19 protein-coding genes and 5 pseudogenes are annotated in these 15,808 nt (G+C 39.5%); 13 read left to right on the top strand and 11 right to left on the bottom strand.

Annotation, left to right across the window (positions count from 1 at the left end; all coding sequences use genetic code 11):
• Positions 1-424 precede the first annotated feature (424 nt).
• Both PVV64_RS09090 and PVV64_RS09085 read right to left on the bottom strand, forming a co-directional pair.
• A pseudogene (locus PVV64_RS09090) lies at positions 425-1,144 on the bottom strand (DUF3987 domain-containing protein); the annotation flags it as partial.
• The gene (locus PVV64_RS09085) at positions 1,105-1,230 is read right to left on the bottom strand and encodes a hypothetical protein (RefSeq protein ID WP_273760703.1); all 126 of its coding nucleotides are present in this window, start codon (positions 1,228-1,230) and stop codon (positions 1,105-1,107) included. The pseudogene PVV64_RS09090 and the gene PVV64_RS09085, both read right to left, overlap by 40 nt.
• Before the next feature lie 211 nt (positions 1,231-1,441).
• Between PVV64_RS09085 and PVV64_RS09080 the strand changes: the two genes are divergently transcribed.
• Entirely contained in the window at positions 1,442-2,080 is a 639-nt protein-coding gene (locus PVV64_RS09080) for a hypothetical protein (RefSeq protein ID WP_273760702.1), read from the top strand.
• A 108-nt stretch (positions 2,081-2,188) separates the two neighbouring features.
• Here PVV64_RS09080 and PVV64_RS09075 read toward each other — a convergent pair whose 3' ends face one another.
• The 3 genes and pseudogenes from PVV64_RS09075 to PVV64_RS09065 all read right to left on the bottom strand — a co-directional run bounded on the left by PVV64_RS09075 (position 2,189) and on the right by PVV64_RS09065 (position 4,382).
• Entirely contained in the window at positions 2,189-2,701 is a 513-nt protein-coding gene (locus PVV64_RS09075) for a hypothetical protein (protein ID WP_273760701.1), read from the bottom strand.
• Positions 2,702-2,806: 105 nt separating this feature from the next.
• The gene (locus PVV64_RS09070) at positions 2,807-3,007 is read right to left on the bottom strand and encodes an AlpA family transcriptional regulator (protein WP_007347430.1); all 201 of its coding nucleotides are present in this window, start codon (positions 3,005-3,007) and stop codon (positions 2,807-2,809) included.
• Positions 3,008-3,215: 208 nt separating this feature from the next.
• Positions 3,216-4,382 (bottom strand): annotated as a pseudogene (locus tag PVV64_RS09065) (tyrosine-type recombinase/integrase).
• Between the two features lie 233 nt (positions 4,383-4,615).
• Between PVV64_RS09065 and PVV64_RS09060 the strand changes: the two are divergent.
• Both PVV64_RS09060 and PVV64_RS09055 read left to right on the top strand, forming a co-directional pair.
• Positions 4,616-5,336 (top strand): annotated as a pseudogene (locus tag PVV64_RS09060) (phage antirepressor KilAC domain-containing protein).
• Complete coding sequence (locus PVV64_RS09055) at positions 5,333-5,614, top strand: hypothetical protein (protein WP_273760700.1); 282 nt, start codon at positions 5,333-5,335, stop codon at positions 5,612-5,614. The pseudogene PVV64_RS09060 and the gene PVV64_RS09055 overlap by 4 nt, the downstream one beginning before the upstream one ends.
• Before the next feature lie 46 nt (positions 5,615-5,660).
• On the opposite strand, the gene PVV64_RS09050 is transcribed toward PVV64_RS09055, so the two are convergent.
• A complete protein-coding gene (locus tag PVV64_RS09050) occupies positions 5,661-5,966 on the bottom strand; it encodes a BrnA antitoxin family protein (RefSeq protein ID WP_273760699.1) in 306 nt (101 codons plus the stop codon).
• Positions 5,944-6,210 carry a BrnT family toxin gene (locus tag PVV64_RS09045; RefSeq protein ID WP_273760698.1) on the bottom strand — a complete coding sequence of 89 codons (267 nt, stop codon included), beginning with the start codon at positions 6,208-6,210 and terminating at the stop codon, positions 5,944-5,946. Before PVV64_RS09045 ends, PVV64_RS09050 begins: the two co-directional genes overlap by 23 nt.
• An 89-nt stretch (positions 6,211-6,299) precedes the next feature.
• On the opposite strand from PVV64_RS09045, the gene PVV64_RS09040 reads away from it, so the two are divergent.
• The 10 genes and pseudogenes from PVV64_RS09040 (at position 6,300) to PVV64_RS08990 (ending at position 14,414) form a co-directional block, all read left to right on the top strand.
• Entirely contained in the window at positions 6,300-6,851 is a 552-nt protein-coding gene (locus tag PVV64_RS09040; RefSeq protein WP_273760697.1) for a hypothetical protein, read from the top strand.
• Between the two features lie 30 nt (positions 6,852-6,881).
• Complete coding sequence (locus PVV64_RS09035) at positions 6,882-8,810, top strand: phage terminase large subunit family protein (RefSeq protein WP_273760696.1); 1,929 nt, start codon at positions 6,882-6,884, stop codon at positions 8,808-8,810.
• 24 nt (positions 8,811-8,834) lie between these two features.
• Positions 8,835-9,062 carry a phage head-tail joining protein gene (locus PVV64_RS09030; protein ID WP_273760705.1) on the top strand — a complete coding sequence of 76 codons (228 nt, stop codon included), beginning with the start codon at positions 8,835-8,837 and terminating at the stop codon, positions 9,060-9,062.
• Positions 9,062-10,366, top strand: coding sequence for a phage portal protein (locus tag PVV64_RS09025; protein ID WP_273760695.1), 1,305 nt, complete (start codon positions 9,062-9,064; stop codon positions 10,364-10,366). The genes PVV64_RS09030 and PVV64_RS09025 overlap by 1 nt, the downstream gene beginning before the upstream one ends.
• Complete coding sequence (locus PVV64_RS09020) at positions 10,356-11,417, top strand: S49 family peptidase (RefSeq protein ID WP_273760704.1); 1,062 nt, start codon at positions 10,356-10,358, stop codon at positions 11,415-11,417. Before PVV64_RS09025 ends, PVV64_RS09020 begins: the two co-directional genes overlap by 11 nt.
• A gap of 38 nt (positions 11,418-11,455) precedes the next feature.
• Positions 11,456-11,608: a hypothetical protein gene (locus PVV64_RS09015; protein ID WP_273760694.1), complete on the top strand. Its 153-nt coding sequence runs from the start codon at positions 11,456-11,458 to the stop codon at positions 11,606-11,608.
• A complete protein-coding gene (locus PVV64_RS09010) occupies positions 11,605-11,973 on the top strand; it encodes a head decoration protein (protein ID WP_273760693.1) in 369 nt (122 codons plus the stop codon). The genes PVV64_RS09015 and PVV64_RS09010 overlap by 4 nt, the downstream gene beginning before the upstream one ends.
• Before the next feature lie 12 nt (positions 11,974-11,985).
• Positions 11,986-13,052: pseudogene (locus tag PVV64_RS09000) on the top strand (major capsid protein).
• A gap of 1 nt (position 13,053) precedes the next feature.
• The gene (locus PVV64_RS08995) at positions 13,054-13,227 is read left to right on the top strand and encodes a hypothetical protein (RefSeq protein ID WP_273760706.1); all 174 of its coding nucleotides are present in this window, start codon (positions 13,054-13,056) and stop codon (positions 13,225-13,227) included.
• Positions 13,228-13,490: 263 nt separating this feature from the next.
• Positions 13,491-14,414 carry a YopJ/AvrA family T3SS effector serine/threonine acetyltransferase gene (locus PVV64_RS08990; protein ID WP_273760690.1) on the top strand — a complete coding sequence of 308 codons (924 nt, stop codon included), beginning with the start codon at positions 13,491-13,493 and terminating at the stop codon, positions 14,412-14,414.
• A 62-nt stretch (positions 14,415-14,476) separates the two neighbouring features.
• Here the strand turns inward: PVV64_RS08990 and PVV64_RS08985 are convergent.
• The 4 genes and pseudogenes from PVV64_RS08985 to PVV64_RS08970 form a co-directional block, all read right to left on the bottom strand.
• A pseudogene (locus PVV64_RS08985) lies at positions 14,477-14,759 on the bottom strand (HigA family addiction module antitoxin).
• A gap of 15 nt (positions 14,760-14,774) precedes the next feature.
• Positions 14,775-15,008, bottom strand: a complete 234-nt coding sequence (locus tag PVV64_RS08980) for a hypothetical protein (RefSeq protein WP_273760689.1) — start codon at positions 15,006-15,008, stop codon at positions 14,775-14,777.
• 38 nt (positions 15,009-15,046) lie between these two features.
• Positions 15,047-15,319, bottom strand: coding sequence for a BrnA antitoxin family protein (locus PVV64_RS08975; protein WP_273760688.1), 273 nt, complete (start codon positions 15,317-15,319; stop codon positions 15,047-15,049).
• Positions 15,306-15,605, bottom strand: coding sequence for a BrnT family toxin (locus PVV64_RS08970; RefSeq protein ID WP_273760687.1), 300 nt, complete (start codon positions 15,603-15,605; stop codon positions 15,306-15,308). Before PVV64_RS08970 ends, PVV64_RS08975 begins: the two co-directional genes overlap by 14 nt.
• Positions 15,606-15,808 lie beyond the last annotated feature (203 nt).

Here is a 15,808-nt window from a genome sequence, read left to right as displayed (position 1 = left end):
GGATATTTTTTTTCAAAAAGGGTTTAAAAGGCTCTTTATCCACAGCCTATGACGTAAGTCAGATCAACAACAGAATAGTGAAATTTGCTATTTATTTCACATATCATTCAAGACGAATGCACTATGTGTTTAAAAACATCAGAATGATCATTTTGATAGGTTTTATTGTTCACTTTATAGAAAGTTTTGGGGGTTTTAAAAACAGACAAAACCCCTACAAAACTCCCCAAAACATATTCTATAAGTTGAATTTACGGGTTGTATTGTTGATATAGGTTGTTTTTTTGAAAAAACATAAATCTTAACACATTGAAATATAACAACTTTTATTTTGGATTTAAAAAATAAAATGATAATGGGTAAAAAGAACCCCCAAAACCTCTAAAACTCATAGTTCAAAGCTTTATAAGATTTCACGATTACCTCATTGTGCTGTCTTATGAATTTTCACTAAAGGATGCCATTCATAGTGTAGTGTAGGACGCCCACCTTTTTGACTGCTTTCTCCAGAGACTTCACGAATATAGTTGCAACGGCATAAGAGATCTAAAGCTTGCTTAACGGTTTCATTATCTTTTAAACTTTTCCAATCACGCTTATAAATATCGCGTACAGTAAAGCCATCTTGTAACCAATCACAACGCTCGACAATCAATTTTGCCCGCTCTGCTGCTAATTTATCACACGCCCCATAAAGGCGTTTTATATGACTTAACAAATATTTTTCCCAACGCAAGGCTGTTTGAAGGGCTGCTTTATTGATTTCAAAACGACCTCCCTCAACAAGTTCAAAAATCAAAGCAAGGGTTGGTATGGTTTTATCCATTTTCAAAAGATGTGCTTGTAAACTTGTAGAGAAATTCCCCCCTTTGATTGTTTTTTGAAAATTTTTCCACCATTCACGAAACATCTCTTGAGCATCAGCAGAAAAGCGTATGGTCATGGGGTGTTTTGGTGATCCTAAAGGTTTATCATAAAGAGAACGAAAGACCTCTTGATAACTTTCCCATGCCTTTTGATTGGGCGGTCTATCAATCCAGTCACGCTCTTTTCGTTCATCGGGAAAAACCAGCATTTGAAACCGTTGCAATAAACCATCATCATTTATTCCACGGTGTATGGCTTGAATAATGGGAATAATTCTACCCCTTTAACACGCTCTTTTCCAGCATTAGGAGGCAGAGGCTTTTTGATCGGTTGTAAAACCTTCTCTGTGTTTTCTGATGTCATAAATTTCTCCCTCCAGATAATAAAAAACCCCGTATTTGCGGGGATTTTAGACTGTACATCACGCTCATTTAGACACAATACACCTAAGTACAGTGATATCATTAAATACGATTTGCATTACTTTCTTAACATAAAAATAACACATATTGATAACTTCAAAGGGAATCTGTTAGACGATATTTCCAATAGAACTAGTTAAAAAGTAATAAACATGACAATCGTATTAATTATCTTGTGTATTCTACTATTAATCCCATTTATTGGAATTATACTGGAAGGTTTAGGCTATTTAGTTATGGGCGCTATAGCGATAGGTCTTATTGTCCTACTCGTACTGGGAGCAAACGCCTTAGGATTTCTATTATGTTCAATAATAGTGTTCATAGCAATGATATTAATTGCAATTCATGCCCTTAAATCGGACCTGAAAACATGGGAAGAAACAGTTTTATACTGCGCTACACTATTTTTACCACTGCTTCTGTCATGGCTTACTACATGGGTTTTTATGGATTTGACGAACAGCATTAAAGCTAGTGGTGGAGACTACCGTAACATCGAGAATATAGCAACCATGTCTTTTGCGACAGCGCTTACCTATTCTGTTTTTTCGTTCATACGCACTCTTGCTCATTGGAACGGAGATATTGAAAACGATATTAAAAACTATAGTAAATTTATAGTTAAATTTTATTGCGCAGTACCTATAATGTGGTGTGTAATTTTTTGGCTCGAAACGGTAGGACTAATATTAGTCATAATATTTATTTTCTATTGCATTTACAAGAGTATAAATTCAGATAAAGGTGAAGATAAAACCTCTAATAAAAGTACTTCTGAAGAGCATTAAAAGCAACTCTTAGTGAACTTACAAGATGTGGTAACTCTTGATCTTCTATAGCGAGGTATTGTAGTGCTGCTTAGAGGTTATACTGTCTATAAAGATGTTGCGCTTCTTTTATTGCCTCTTGCATGGCTTGATAAAGACCTCAAAGCCTTGGCTATAAGCACGCGCAGCTAGGGTAAAACCTGCTTTACAACCCGCATCATCTGCTGGTTTCTGATCTGTTTTACAGCCATTGGCTTGTAAAAAGGTTCTATGAATGGCAAAGGAACCAGCCCCCTTAACAAGAGCAACCAACGCGGGCAGTGTCATTCCTAATGGGTGTGGACATTTGCCGTGAAAGCATAAATCAGCAGAAAACTGTTTTGAGAAAGAAAGCGTGTGATCATAAGCTTTATCAACAAAGGCTTGTTTCCCCAGCAAGCCAATTCTTCTAAGCGCTTGTATGATCTCTCTAAAAGAACAGCCAGCATAACAAGTAAGTAAAAGACGCCCATCATGTCCATTGGCAAGGGATAAGCTAGGCAATTGATCATCATGGGTTGGACAACGGGCACTTCCATAACGCCCATACCAAACCCCACGCAAGGCATTGGTGATGCCCCGAGCATTTATATAAGAAAACATATTTTTTTTATCCTATGATATATTGCACCATAGGACGGATTTTGCTATTCATTCTTTGAGTGAAAATGGGAAGCCTTGTCCGTCCTTACGTGACAAGGTTTTCATTTATGCGACGTCGTTATAACGTTGCTGTTTTGCTTGCTCTATGACATTCAAAAGATCCGATTGTAACCAGCGCGATAAAAAACCAAATTTTAAAGGTTTTGGGAGAGAGCCATTGGTCACATGACGGCGGAATGTTGAAACACTCATATGAAGCAATTTTGCACTTTCACGGTCAGTTAAAAGAATATCGTTTTCTGTCATTATAATTTCCTTTCATAATAAAAAATGGGAACAAATCATGCCCATTTATTAAGCACATTTTGGAATCATTAGAAAGGTATTTAGTCTATAGAAAACAGTATTTTATCATACATTTTCTGATGTGATAATTTATGAGTCTCATTGAGAAAGAATGAGAGAAGAGAGAGAGTAAGTTATCCACAGATCATGGGGTTATGCACCCCATATCTTAAGATTGACCTGTGACATAAGCCGCCCATTTATCCATATAGACACGGCGCTGTTCTAAATAGTCAGTACGACGATAGGCACGCTCTACTTTACCACCCACTGTATGAGCTAGAATGGTTTCAGCGACCTCATAGGGGGCATCAGTTGTTTCAGCAAGCCAATCACGTAAACTAGAACGAAATCCATGGGGACGTGCTTCAACTCCAATCTGTTGCATATATTGTGACATACAATTCTCACCAAGAGGACCTCGACCAGTTGCAGAAAAGAAAAAATCATTGCGAGAAAGCGAGCGCGCTTGTTTTAGAATGTCTAATGCCTCTGTAGATAAAGGCACACGAAACTCTTTTGTCGTATCACGCTTTCCTTTCATATTTTCAGCAGGAATTGTCCAGACATCATCTTCAATTTGATCTTTATGGATATAACGTAAAGGACGTGTACGAACCCCTGTAAGGATAAGCAAGCGCAAAGCTAAATGTGTCATTGTTATCGTTTTACTGAGTGTCTGATAAAAGGCAGGAACATCTTTCCAATCCATGGCTGGTATATTTTGTGTTTTATGGAGTTGTTTCCCTAAGAGAGCGCGTGCTTTTTCTGTTGCTTGTAAATCAACATCCAACCCTAATGCAGCCGCATGTTTGAGACAAATATTAAGACGATTCAGTGCTTTCTCTGCTGTTGCAGCTTTTGAATGCCAAATAGGAGTAAGAACATTGCGTATTTCTGTCTGTGTAATCTCAGAAACCGGCAGACAGCCTAATTTAGGGAGAATATGAAGCCGTAAAGGTAAAAACCAGTCTCCAGCCTTACCATCATCTTTTAATTCAGCTTTACGACTTTCAAAAGCATCCATGGCAATATCTTTTAAATAATGAAGATTGCTTATTGCCTCACGCTTTTGTTTATCGCGTTCTTAAATAGGGTCACGACCCTCATGCAAAACAGAACGCCATTGATTTGCTAATTCACGAGCTTTTTTTAAAGAGACATGTCTTAAAGCACCCAAGCCCATTTCGCGACGACGTCCGTGAATGGTATAACGATAAAGCCATTGAGCACCACCATCTTTACGCTTATGGAGTAACAAGCCGGCACCATCATTATATTTGCCAGCCCCCAATGTTGCGACAGACCTTGCATTAAGACGGTTCATAAGGACCATTTTTACTCCTTTCTTATACAGTTTTTACCCACACACCAGCCCCGCTTTTGACGTGCAAGCAAGTGATATTAATTGATTCAATCTGAGAGGGTTTAGAATGAGAAAACCTTACTATATTCGGGTCTTTAATTCAACATGCAGAACAGTAAATTATCTATATAAATCAATGTGTTGCTAGCGCCCGATACCTTTCTAAGGTGTCAATGAAAACATCTAACCATAAGGAGTTCATTATGAACAATCTTATAGAAATTAAAAAAATGACCTCTAGCGGAGCTAGCACTCAGACTATGTCTAGCATTGAAATAGCAGAAGTGTGTGGTAAACAGCATAAAAATGTTATGCGCGATATTAAGCAAATATTTAACGAGCTCAAATTTGAGCCGGTTCATTTTATCGGTACTTACATTGATGCAAAAGGTGAACACCGCCCTTGCTACAATCTTCCCAAACGTGAATGTTTAATTCTTGTATCTGGTTACAGTACTGCCTTACGTGCTAAAATCATTGATCGTTGGCAAGAATTGGAAAAGCAAGTCGCTGTTCCACAAGTTGATTATTCAACTCCTCAAGCATTACTTGGTGTCTTAAATCACTTACAAAGCCAAATTGAGCAGAAAGATCATGTGATTGCAGAATTAGCTCCAAAAGCAGAGGCTTTGGAAGGTTTAAAACGTTCTGATGGGCTGTTTGGTCTTATTGAAGCTGCAAAAATGTTGGAGGTACGACCTAAGGATTTGACCGATTACCTACGTAAGCATGATTGGGTGTATCGACGGGCTCCAGGGGCACCTTTATTACCCCTATCAAGATAAAATCAAGAAAGGCTTTATGGATTGCCCTGCTATCACCATTCAGAGACCAGATGGGACAGAAAAGGTACTGCCTTCAACAAAAATCACCTCAAGAGGTTTGGCATGTTTGAGAGAGCAAATCCATGGAGGTGTACAATGAAGAAGATAGATACTAACTTTTTATGCGATTTGTGGATAGCATTGTCTCAATTTTCTAATGATGAAAATGTGAGTGACAAAGATTGTAGTGCTCTGGTTCAAACTATGAATGCGGTAGAAAAAGCTTTAATTTTAAAGCTTCAAAATGACTTGCCTAATATTACAAAGATTTTGGCAGTTCTTACAGATTTTGGTTCTTCAGAACTACCACATCGTATGGATTCTTTGTTGCGTGCTTATGAACCGGATTGTGATAACCCCATTAAAAAGGTTGCTTAAAGTAAAACACCCCCTTCCCCACTTCAAAGGTGGGGAGGTGATTACCTTAACAACCACTTGCTTTTTTTAACACTTCACTCATACGTGTGCGCCAATCTTTTCCTTGTTTTTTAAAAAAGGCAATAACGCTTGAGTCAAGACGTAGAGTAACCGCTTGTTTAGGAGATTCAACAGGTGGGCGCCCACGTTTACGGCGCTCTTCTGTTACATATTTAAAAAAAGAGGCTGGTAAAATATCTTTAGCCGGCTTTAAGCGTGCAAGTTCTTCATCTGTCAATGGTGGAGAATCCACAGCGTCCCAATCTTCTTTTGTATAGCCACAGTCTCTTTCAAAGGTTTTGTTGATAGTCATTGAAAACCTCTCTTTCTTTTTTATTGGCTTGACGGAAACTAATAATGGATATCGCTTCAGTGCCAAGCTTCGCAAAAACAACAACTGTCGTACCATTAGCAAAACGTCCAATAGCCTTCATGCGGTTTGAATGGGTTGCATCAATAAGAGCATGTTCCCAATCAAAGTAAATAACATCAGCAAAATCAAGCTTATGTTTAACAATGTTTACAGCTCTTTTTGGTTCATCCCACATGATCTTCATATATTTTATGTACACGAAAAATATAATCGTGTCAATAATTAAAGTGTACAATAATTCGTATATACACTTCAAAATGGAGCGACTGCTCAATGACTAAGAAATCTCGAAAAGGTTTATCGGTTCGTGCCTTTGCAAGAAAGATGCGAGTTTCCCCGAATGCGGTGGTTTCGCGTTTTAAAACAGGAAAATTTGATAAGGCTCTTTTTGAAGATGGTTCTGTCAATGAAGCGCTTGCAACAGCTATCTGGAATGAGAATCCAACGAAGCGCCCTGCTCCATTTTTAGCACCGGATGGTCAACCGCGGACTAAGATCAAACAAGTCTCATCAGAGGGTGCTAATGAATACAAAATTAAACTGGAGCGAATGCAAGTTGCCCTTGAAAGCGAAAAGATTGCTCTTGAACGTTTACGTGAAACAACCGTTGACCGTGAAGAAGTCAAGAGAGCAGCGCGTGAGTTTGGAAGAGCACACCGTGACGCCATGTTGAATTTTCCGAATCGATTTGGTGCAAGCATCGCCGCACAAGTTGGATGTGATGCTGCAAGCCTAATCGGTGCTATCGATTATTACATGAGAAACGCTTTGCTTGAAGCTGTTCATATTCCAGTTCCTTATCATGATCCTCAACCTCCAGAATGAGAGAGTTTTGGGGCGAGCAAAGAATGAATAATGGATGAGAATGCTGTTACAGAATTTTTCGCCAATGCTAATGATGCAAGACAACCGGACCCACCTTACACGGTTTCTCAATGGGCGGATAAGAATAGATACCTTAGCACCGTAGCAAGTGCTGAACCTGGATTGTGGAGAACAAAACGCACCCCCTATTTGCGCGAAATCATGGATAATCTTTCCTCTCACAAACCGATTGAAACAACCATTGTCATGAAAGGCGCACAGGTTGGCATGTCAGAGGCAGGACTAAATTTCTGCGGTTATGCTATTCATTATAGTCCAGGACCTGCCCTTTATGTCATGCCAACCGTTGAGACAGCTAAGAAGCTTTCAAAGACGCGGCTTGATCCCATGATTATGGCAAGTCCCGTTTTAAGTGAACGCATAGCTCCAGCGCGAGCGCGTGACAGCGGCAATACCATGTTTTCTAAAGAGTTTGATGGTGGGGCGCTGATGCTTACAGGAGCCAATAGTGCAGCTGGTTTGCGTTCTATGCCTATTCGTTATCTGATTTTGGATGAGGTTGATGGTTATCCTCTCAGTGTCGATAACGAAGGTGATCCAGTGATGATTGCGGAAAAGCGTACCTCAACCTTTATTCAACGAAAGATCTTTAAATTGTCCACGCCCACACACCGTGACACAAGCCGTATTGCCAAGGATTTTGTGCTAGGAGACCAGCGATATTACAACGTGCCTTGTGATGAATGTGGTACCCTACAGCCGATTGTTTGGTCACAAATCAAATGGCCAAAAGGGGCTCCGGAAAAAGCTGTTTTTGTCTGTGCCCATTGTGGTCATGAACATGCTGAGCACCGAAAAACAGATCTCATGTGTGAAGAAAGAGGTGCATGCTGGGTCCCAACCAGTGAGTCTAGCAGACCCAATTTGCGCTCTTATCATATTTCTGCACTCTATTCCCCTTGGCTTACTTGGGGTGAATGTGCAAGAGAGTTTTTAAATGCCAAGGATGATCCAGCGCTTCTACAGCCTTTTGTGAATACCGTTCTTGGAGAGCCATGGGAGGATAGAACCGGTGAGGTTGTTGATCCAGACAGCCTCTATGCAAAACGCGAAGGCTATCCTTTAGCACCAAAACAAGCCGTGGTGTTGACGGCAGGCATTGATGTGCAAAATGACCGTTTAGAGCTTGAAGTGGTGGGATGGGGGCGTAGTGAAGAAAGTTGGCATATTGATTATCAAGTTATCCCTGGTGATCCCTCTTCTTTTGAAGTGTGGGACCAATTGGATGAATATCTTGCAAAACGCTGGCCGCATCCAGGCTATAAAGACGGTATCAGAATAACAGCAGCTTGCATTGATACCGGTGGTGGACACACACAGGCAGTTTATAATTATGTACGCCCGCGTGAGGGGCGGCGTATCTGGGGCATTAAGGGACAGGCTGGCTGGCGTGCGGTATGGCCACGCCGACCAAGCAAAAACAACAAAGGACAGATTAATCTTTATATTGTTGGGATTGATGCGGCGAAAGATATCATTACAGCCCGGTTTAAAAAATCGGGTCCCGAAGCAACAGGAGCTGGTGCTACACATTTTCATAAAAGCCTTGATCGAGAATATTTTGACCAGCTAACCGCTGAGAGAAAAGTGATCAAATATTTTAAAGGCTTTAAGCGTATCGAATGGCAAAAAAGTGAAAAGGCAAGGAATGAAGCCTTGGATTGTAGGGTCTATGCTTATGCAGCTTTACAAGGTCTGATTTCGGCAGGAATAAACCTTAATCGAGAAGTCGATATCTTAGAAGAGCGTTTGGAAAAACTTAAAATTGATGGTTCTTTAGAGCAGCCAACATCAGAACATGTGCCCTCTCCTTCTCCAAGAAGTTCTCAGACAATACAGCCTCAAAAGAAGCCATTCAGAACAATGATGAATCCTTATATGCGAGGGGATTGGAGGTAATTTGTGGGTGAAGCTTTAGAACCAATGAACAGCAAATTTTCGAGACTGGAAAGTTTAAAAAGGCGGCGTGAGCAAATTGAAGAGGCTCTTTATTCAGGAGCACAATCGGTACGCCATGGCGATAAGCAAATAAGCAACCGCTCTGTTGAGGAACTTCGCAGAGCGCTTGAGATGCTGAATAGGCAAATAGCGGACCTTGAAGGGCGTAAAAGTGCACGCGTGTTCTATTTTAATATATCACGAGGCTATTAATGGCTGGTTTGTTCAATAAAATTACGGGCTTTTTTAAAATTTCTCGTCAACACAATCCCCATTTTGAAGCGGCAAGCAAAAGCCGCCGTATGAGTGGTTTTGACCCCGCAAAAAAACATATCAATAAAGCCATTGAAGAATGCGGTGATACCATTGTTGCCCGTTCAAGATGGCTTTATGACAATGAATCTCTTTATGGTTCTGCAACGGAGGAATGGGTCTCTGCGGCGGTGAGTGATGGGATTAAACCTTATCCTCGTATTGAAGGCTTTCAAGAAGAAAAGAAAAAACTTTTAGACTTATGGTGGCAATGGGTTGATGAAGCCGATTATGATGAAGATGCTAGCTTTTATGGTCTGCAAGCAACCATTGCACGAGAGGTCTTTTTAACCGGAAAATGCTTTGTAAGACTACACTATGTCGACCTTTATGGACGCTCTGGTGTGCCTCTTCAGTTACAAGTTTATCCCACTGAAATGCTGGACCTTTCCTATAATGGACCTGCTGAGATTGAAGGCAATTACATTCGTATGGGAATTGAATTCGATGCCAGTGGTAAGCGCGTTGCTTATCATTTCTGGAAACATCACCCCTATGATGATTGCCCTTCCAATATAGCATTTAAGAGCCAAGAACGCATACGTGTCCCTGCTGAAATGGTCATTCATATCAAAGAGCGCCGTATTGCTGGACAATTGCGCGGTTCTCCCAAAATAACGCGCTGTATGACAAAAATCTTTCAACTCGAATCCTATGATGATGCAGAACTTGAACGAAAAAAAACAGCGGCTCTTTTTGCAGTGTTTATTACAGGGAAGGAATCTCATGAGGCAGAGTTAGAGGAGAATCGTGAAAAAACGAAAATTGAACAGAGGGTGGAAAAGAAGATTGAAGAGGTCCCCGAAGAGCATCCAATTTACCCAGGCTCGGTTAACGTGGTCGATGGCGAAAAACAAATTACATTCTCAAATCCTGTTGAGGTTGGAGGTTCTTATGAGGCTTTTCAATTTCGCAATATTTTAAGAATTTGTTCTGTTCTCAATATGCCTTATGCTGTTGTGACAGGGGATGTTACGCGGGGGAATTTTTCCAATGTGCGTACTGAACGGGGCTTTGATATTGATAACATTCATGCCGAACTTGAAGAGGAGCACACAGATGCGCGCAAACGTGGTTTATCCTTTGATACAGATTATGCACTAGCGCCCTCTGCTAACAATCAACTGATTGATGATGAAGATTCAGAGACTTCTGAAACTTATGAAAGTAACCAAGGGAGTGAGGCGCATGGAAATGGCGAATAATCTTGATATGCCGTTTTTGGCATCCCGGCTTTTTGGCGTTCCCCTCATGCTTGCCTCCACAAAGCTTGATATTATTCTCAATGCTCTTGCCCCACGGCTTTTTGCAGGAGAAAAGTTTGCCGTGAGAGCATTGTTAGAAAAAGATGGTGCTCCTTTAAGACCACCAGAAACTTACGTAGTGCAAAACAATATTGCCATCATACCGGTTCACGGCACACTTGTACGCCGTGGTGCATGGCTTGGGGCTTTATCGGGTCTAACCTCTTATGAAGGTTTGGGGGCTTCTTTTCGTGAAGCCATTGAGCAACCTGATGTTCGCGCGATATTGCTTGATATTGATAGTAGCTGTGGAGAAGCTGGTGGTGTGTTTGATCTTGTAGAAGAGTTTCAAGCACTGTCAAAAAAATATAACAAACCCATTTGGGCACATGCCAATGAGGTTGCTTGTTCGGCAGCTTATGCCATTGCCTGTTCGGCTTCTCAAATCTGGATTGCCCGTACAGGAATTGTAGGCTCGATTGGTGTTGTTTGTGCCCATCTTGACCAATCCCGTGCAGATGAAAAACATGGGCTTAAATGGACTTTTATCTTTGAAGGTGATCACAAAGTTCATGGCAATTCTCACGAACCTTTGAACGATACAGCACAGATAAAAATACAAGCAGATTGCGCCCTGCTCTACGAGATGTTTGTGGATTTGGTTGCGCAAAACAGACCTCTGAATGCAGCTGTAATCCGCGACACCAAAGCAGAAACTTTTATAGGCAACCAAGCCATCACGCTTGGATTAGCAGACGCGCAAGGGACTCTTGCGCAAACTTTGGAAGCCTTAACGGATTCCATTCACTCACCCCCAACAGCAACAAAAGAAGGAACAAACACATGGCACGCACACACTATCGCGCTAGAGAAGACGATGATGAAAAGATTGTCGACGTCATCCATGAAGACGAAGAAGACACACTCGACATTGACGAAGATGCCGAAGATTTCGACGATGAAGAAGAAGAGGAAGACAAAGACAACGAAGATAAGCAAGCAAAGCGTTTAGGTGTTTCTTTTAATACAGCAAAAGCAATTCAAAGCGGCATGAATGTTGAGAAAGCTAAAAATGTTGTTCTAGCCGCCGCTGTCTCGAAAAGTTCCTCTTTAAAACTATCGACCACAGCACCCCACAGTGATGGGACGAACAAGACAAAAATTTATGCAAAATGGGAAGAAGCTTGGAGGGCAATAAAATGAGTCAAGTTTTTTATGAAGATGTTCGCAATGGCGCTTATCTTGGACGCTATGACACGGATATGCCCAATGAAGAAGTGATTTTTGCATCAGGAGCATTTGTTGAAGCCGGCACTGTTATGGGAAAAGTAACAGCAACGGGAAAATATGTTCCCCTTAATCCAGCACTATCAGATGGCAGTCAAACGCCGGCAGGTATTTCTTATGCCACTGTTGATGTAACAGAGGCTGATCAACGAGCGATCATTACAGCACGCTTGAGTACCGTAAAGGCTTCTGAACTACTTTGGCCAGATGCCATCACCGATGAACAGAAAAGTATTGCCCTTCAGTCTTTAGAAGATAATAATAAAATAATGTTGCGATAGGAGAATACACAAATGGATATGAACTTTTTTAAACAGGATGCTTTCTCTGCCATCACCATGATGAAAGCGATTGAAAACTATGAGTTTCAACCTGGTATTATCGGTTCTCTCAACCTTTTTGAAGGAATCGAGACGAGTACAACAATCGTTGGTATTAAGAGACATGATATATCACTTATTCAAACAAGTGAACGCGGTATGTCTTGTACAAACAATAACAAAACTGATCGCCTTCGATTTTTTCAAACAACGCGTATTGTCAAAAGTGATACCGTAAAAATAGAAGAAGTCCAAGGATGAATATATTGAGTCCAGCAAATCAGTTAGAAACGGCAATGAAATATATTGCTGGAAAACAAAAGAAACTCATTTCTGAAATCGAATTGATATGGGAAAATATGCAACTTGGCGCTGTCCAAGGTGTTGTGCTTGATGCCAATAGTTCTGTCATTATTGATTGGTACAAGGAATGGGAAATTACACCCCACAAGCCGATTGACTTTAAACTGAATGTTGAGACAACAAATGTTGCCGACCATGTTGATCAAGTCATCATGAGAATGATTGAGGCTTCAAAGGGCGCATTTTCTGATCGTTCACGGATTATTGGGCTTTGTGGAAATGAATTCTTTTCCAAATTGAAAAACCATAAAACAGTTCGTGAAACCTATCTCAACACAACTCTTGCACAAACATTAAATAACGCCAGAGGTGTTGCAACACCAAGTGACATTGGTTCTGGAAGCTTTGGGAGTTTTGATTTTGCGGGTGTCACTTTCATTAACTACCGGAGTGTTCATAACTATAATGTAAGTGCAAAAGCTGGGACAAAACGCGCCATAGGGATTAAGCCTGATGAATGCCAATTCTTTCCTGCCAATGCGCTTGGCGTGTTTCAAAAAGCCTTTGCACCAGCAGAAACTGAGAATTTTTCTCATACAATTGGAAAATCTCTTTACATTATTCTTATTCCAGATCCTGATCATAATACATGGGCTAAACTTGTGGTGTACAGCTATCCGCTTTACATCTGCACACGCCCTGAAATGCTCTTTAAAGCGGTAAGTGGAGGAAAATAACATGCAATGGTACGGGTTGCTCAACAAAATGATTGAAGATGTACGTAACACCTTTGGGCAACCCGTCATCTACACGCGAAAGGACAATCAACAATCCTTTCGGATTACAGCGATTTACAGCATTAAACATTCAGAATCGGAAGCTGGTGGGAGAATTACAACAACAAGATTTTGATTTTAAAATTCAAAATGACGTGTTAAATATTGTTAGATTTTAGCAGTTCTTATAGATTTTTGTTTTTCAAAACTGCCATATCACATAGATTTTCTGGTGTGCATTGACGAATCCAATTGGGATAATCCCATTAAAAGTTGCTAAGTTCAAAAAACACGACCTTCCTTCCCGCTTTTAAAGATGGAAAGATGATAAATTAAGACATTATTTAACCCTAATATACAACTATTATCTCATGCTGATCATTAATAGAAAGATTAGTTATGCCTAAGCTGAGAAATTTACTAAAAATAATCTGTTGTTCAAAACAAAAAGAAGAAGAAGCTGTTGTTGTATCCCCCAAAAAAGAAACGGCTGTACATAGAAAAAGACACGATTTTACATTTGGAGATGATGAAACATTAGAAAATATTATTGCACATTTAGAGAATGACATCACTAATGGTGATTGGATTAATACTCTTTATGGGAAAGTAGATCTCAAAATGATGCCTTCCCTAGTCGAACAAGCGAATAGAAAATATCCACATATGTGTCTTAGATACTCTGTAACACCAGAAGAGATTCCGGCATTAATAAAAAACACAATTGATGATGGGATTCAATCTTCTAGGACAATAGTTAATCTCGGAGATGACAATATCCATTTTGCAGTAGTTGATCATAAAACTATCAATCATAAAATCTCCTTGATATTATTCGAACCTGTAGCATTCAAGCATATGCTACCGACGATGTTAGCAATGAGGGTAAAAATAGCTCTTGAAGAAAGTCAATTGCCTAATTATCATTTTTCTATGGCAGAGATGGATATTCAACGAAGTGTTTCTGAATGTGGAATTTTTAGTTTGGCTCTAGCTAAAAAACTCTATTGCGAATCTGATAAATTAAATAAATTACATAAGCATAATATTGATGGTACCTTATGTAAATCAGATGATCTTTTTTTATCTTCTGATCAGTTAGATCATTATCTTCCGGTCACTTTTTATAAACATGTGCAAAGTACAAAGCGTCTCAATAAGTACATAGAATCAAATCCGCGTGCTAAAAAGGAAATCATTAATAAGAAGCATGAAAATATTTATGAGAGATTTGATAAGAATTCAGTTTTAGTAGATAGTAAAAATATGTCTGTTTCATCACACAGAAAAAGGATTCGCGAATATCAATCTCTGATGAGATGATGTAAAGCTCTAATTAAGTTATGATATAATTCAATAATGTTGTATAGCTATATTATTGAAGATTAAATTGTATACCCGTATTTGTTAATTTTGGCAAATTCATCTGCTTTTTCTGCTTGCAAAATATGAATATCATAAGCAGCTTGCATATTAAGCCAGAACTCAACTGTCGTATCAAAAAAGAAGCTAATCTGAGAGCTGTATCAGGAGTTATGGGACTATTTTCCGCAACAATACGTTCTATATCCTCGTGCGTGGAACATTTAACGTTTTTGCAAGAGCATATTCTTTTAAATATTCCTCCCATAAAATTTCCCCAAGATGTATTGCGATATAATTTTTCATCTCGCCTCCTATAGATCAATGATAATCTACAATTTCAACTTCATTTGCCACGTGCCAAAGGTATAGGGACTTGTTCTCTATTATGTTGATATCCTCAACAACTTCTGAAACGAGATCCATAATACCTTTTAAAGCTTTCTCTGCTTGAACATCTAACCATGAAAGGGATGGAAATTCTGCACACAAACAAACATATTCTTCATTTTCTGGGGACCAAAAAACACGATACGTATAATGATTATTGTTCATGTTTTATATCTTTTCTATTATCCTCTATAAAGGATACACTAACCACGATGACTTTTTCGTAAATCTCGCTCAATCAGATGCCTAACATAGCGTGTGTAAGGAATAGCTTGTTTTTTCGCTTTTTCCTTTAAAGCTTTCATAAGCGCTTGAGGCAAGCGAATATTGATAGAAGCTTCTTTAGGCAAAAATTCGAAATGAATAGGCTTAAAACCCGTTAAGTCATACTCTGTAAGATCAGCAGTATCAACAAAGTTCTCAGCTTCTTCATCCGTCTTGAAAACAGGTATATGTTTTAATTTAGAGGTTTTCATAAAAATCAATCTCCTTTTGATGCATATAACGGGCGCTAATAGGATGCACGAACAGTTCGTTTTTTATTGTTCGTAAGGTAAAAACTAAAAAAATATATCTTTCGTTATAGCTTCTACCAATGGCTCTGAAACGCTCTTCTTTAACATTTGGGTCGTTCTTTATGACGAGATTTCCAGGTTCGGTGAATAAATACTCAATTTCTTTTTTAGAAACTCCATGTTTAGCACATTTGGGCCAGTTACCTTCATCCCAGTTTATGCCATGAATTTTGATATTTATTGTCATAACGAATGTATATCAAAATGTATCCACAAATACAATAAAAATAATTAAATATCAATTTGTTCGAATAGGAGCACTCATGCATCCGCGCGAAACGATAAGAGAAACATTTGTTGATTTGATAAAAGCAGCCAAGACAACAGCTGGTGACAATGTTTTCAACATGCGTGACTTCAATTTAGTTATTGAAGCAATGCCGGCCATTA

The sequence above is a fragment of the Bartonella sp. ML70XJBT.G genome (assembly GCF_028618575.1).
Taxonomy (GTDB): Bacteria; Pseudomonadota; Alphaproteobacteria; order Rhizobiales; family Rhizobiaceae; genus Bartonella.
The sequence above is the reverse complement of the archived record's forward strand: the minus strand, read 5'-3'. Positions and strand labels throughout refer to the sequence as shown.

Excerpts from the sequence above, each read along its gene's own strand:
- PVV64_RS09085 (WP_273760703.1), bottom strand. The coding sequence starts at position 1,230 with ATGACATCAGAAAACACAGAGAAGGTTTTACAACCGATCAAAAAGCCT.
- PVV64_RS09080 (WP_273760702.1), top strand. The coding sequence starts at position 1,442 with ATGACAATCGTATTAATTATCTTGTGTATTCTACTATTAATCCCATTT.
- PVV64_RS09075 (WP_273760701.1), bottom strand. The coding sequence starts at position 2,701 with ATGTTTTCTTATATAAATGCTCGGGGCATCACCAATGCCTTGCGTGGG.
- PVV64_RS09070 (WP_007347430.1), bottom strand. The coding sequence starts at position 3,007 with ATGACAGAAAACGATATTCTTTTAACTGACCGTGAAAGTGCAAAATTG.
- PVV64_RS09055 (WP_273760700.1), top strand. The coding sequence starts at position 5,333 with ATGAAGAAGATAGATACTAACTTTTTATGCGATTTGTGGATAGCATTG.
- PVV64_RS09050 (WP_273760699.1), bottom strand. The coding sequence starts at position 5,966 with ATGACTATCAACAAAACCTTTGAAAGAGACTGTGGCTATACAAAAGAA.
- PVV64_RS09045 (WP_273760698.1), bottom strand. The coding sequence starts at position 6,210 with ATGAAGATCATGTGGGATGAACCAAAAAGAGCTGTAAACATTGTTAAA.
- PVV64_RS09040 (WP_273760697.1), top strand. The coding sequence starts at position 6,300 with ATGACTAAGAAATCTCGAAAAGGTTTATCGGTTCGTGCCTTTGCAAGA.
- PVV64_RS09035 (WP_273760696.1), top strand. The coding sequence starts at position 6,882 with ATGGATGAGAATGCTGTTACAGAATTTTTCGCCAATGCTAATGATGCA.
- PVV64_RS09030 (WP_273760705.1), top strand. The coding sequence starts at position 8,835 with ATGAACAGCAAATTTTCGAGACTGGAAAGTTTAAAAAGGCGGCGTGAG.
- PVV64_RS09025 (WP_273760695.1), top strand. The coding sequence starts at position 9,062 with ATGGCTGGTTTGTTCAATAAAATTACGGGCTTTTTTAAAATTTCTCGT.
- PVV64_RS09020 (WP_273760704.1), top strand. The coding sequence starts at position 10,356 with ATGGCGAATAATCTTGATATGCCGTTTTTGGCATCCCGGCTTTTTGGC.
- PVV64_RS09015 (WP_273760694.1), top strand. The coding sequence starts at position 11,456 with ATGAATGTTGAGAAAGCTAAAAATGTTGTTCTAGCCGCCGCTGTCTCG.
- PVV64_RS09010 (WP_273760693.1), top strand. The coding sequence starts at position 11,605 with ATGAGTCAAGTTTTTTATGAAGATGTTCGCAATGGCGCTTATCTTGGA.
- PVV64_RS08995 (WP_273760706.1), top strand. The coding sequence starts at position 13,054 with ATGCAATGGTACGGGTTGCTCAACAAAATGATTGAAGATGTACGTAAC.
- PVV64_RS08990 (WP_273760690.1), top strand. The coding sequence starts at position 13,491 with ATGCCTAAGCTGAGAAATTTACTAAAAATAATCTGTTGTTCAAAACAA.
- PVV64_RS08980 (WP_273760689.1), bottom strand. The coding sequence starts at position 15,008 with ATGAACAATAATCATTATACGTATCGTGTTTTTTGGTCCCCAGAAAAT.
- PVV64_RS08975 (WP_273760688.1), bottom strand. The coding sequence starts at position 15,319 with ATGAAAACCTCTAAATTAAAACATATACCTGTTTTCAAGACGGATGAA.
- PVV64_RS08970 (WP_273760687.1), bottom strand. The coding sequence starts at position 15,605 with ATGACAATAAATATCAAAATTCATGGCATAAACTGGGATGAAGGTAAC.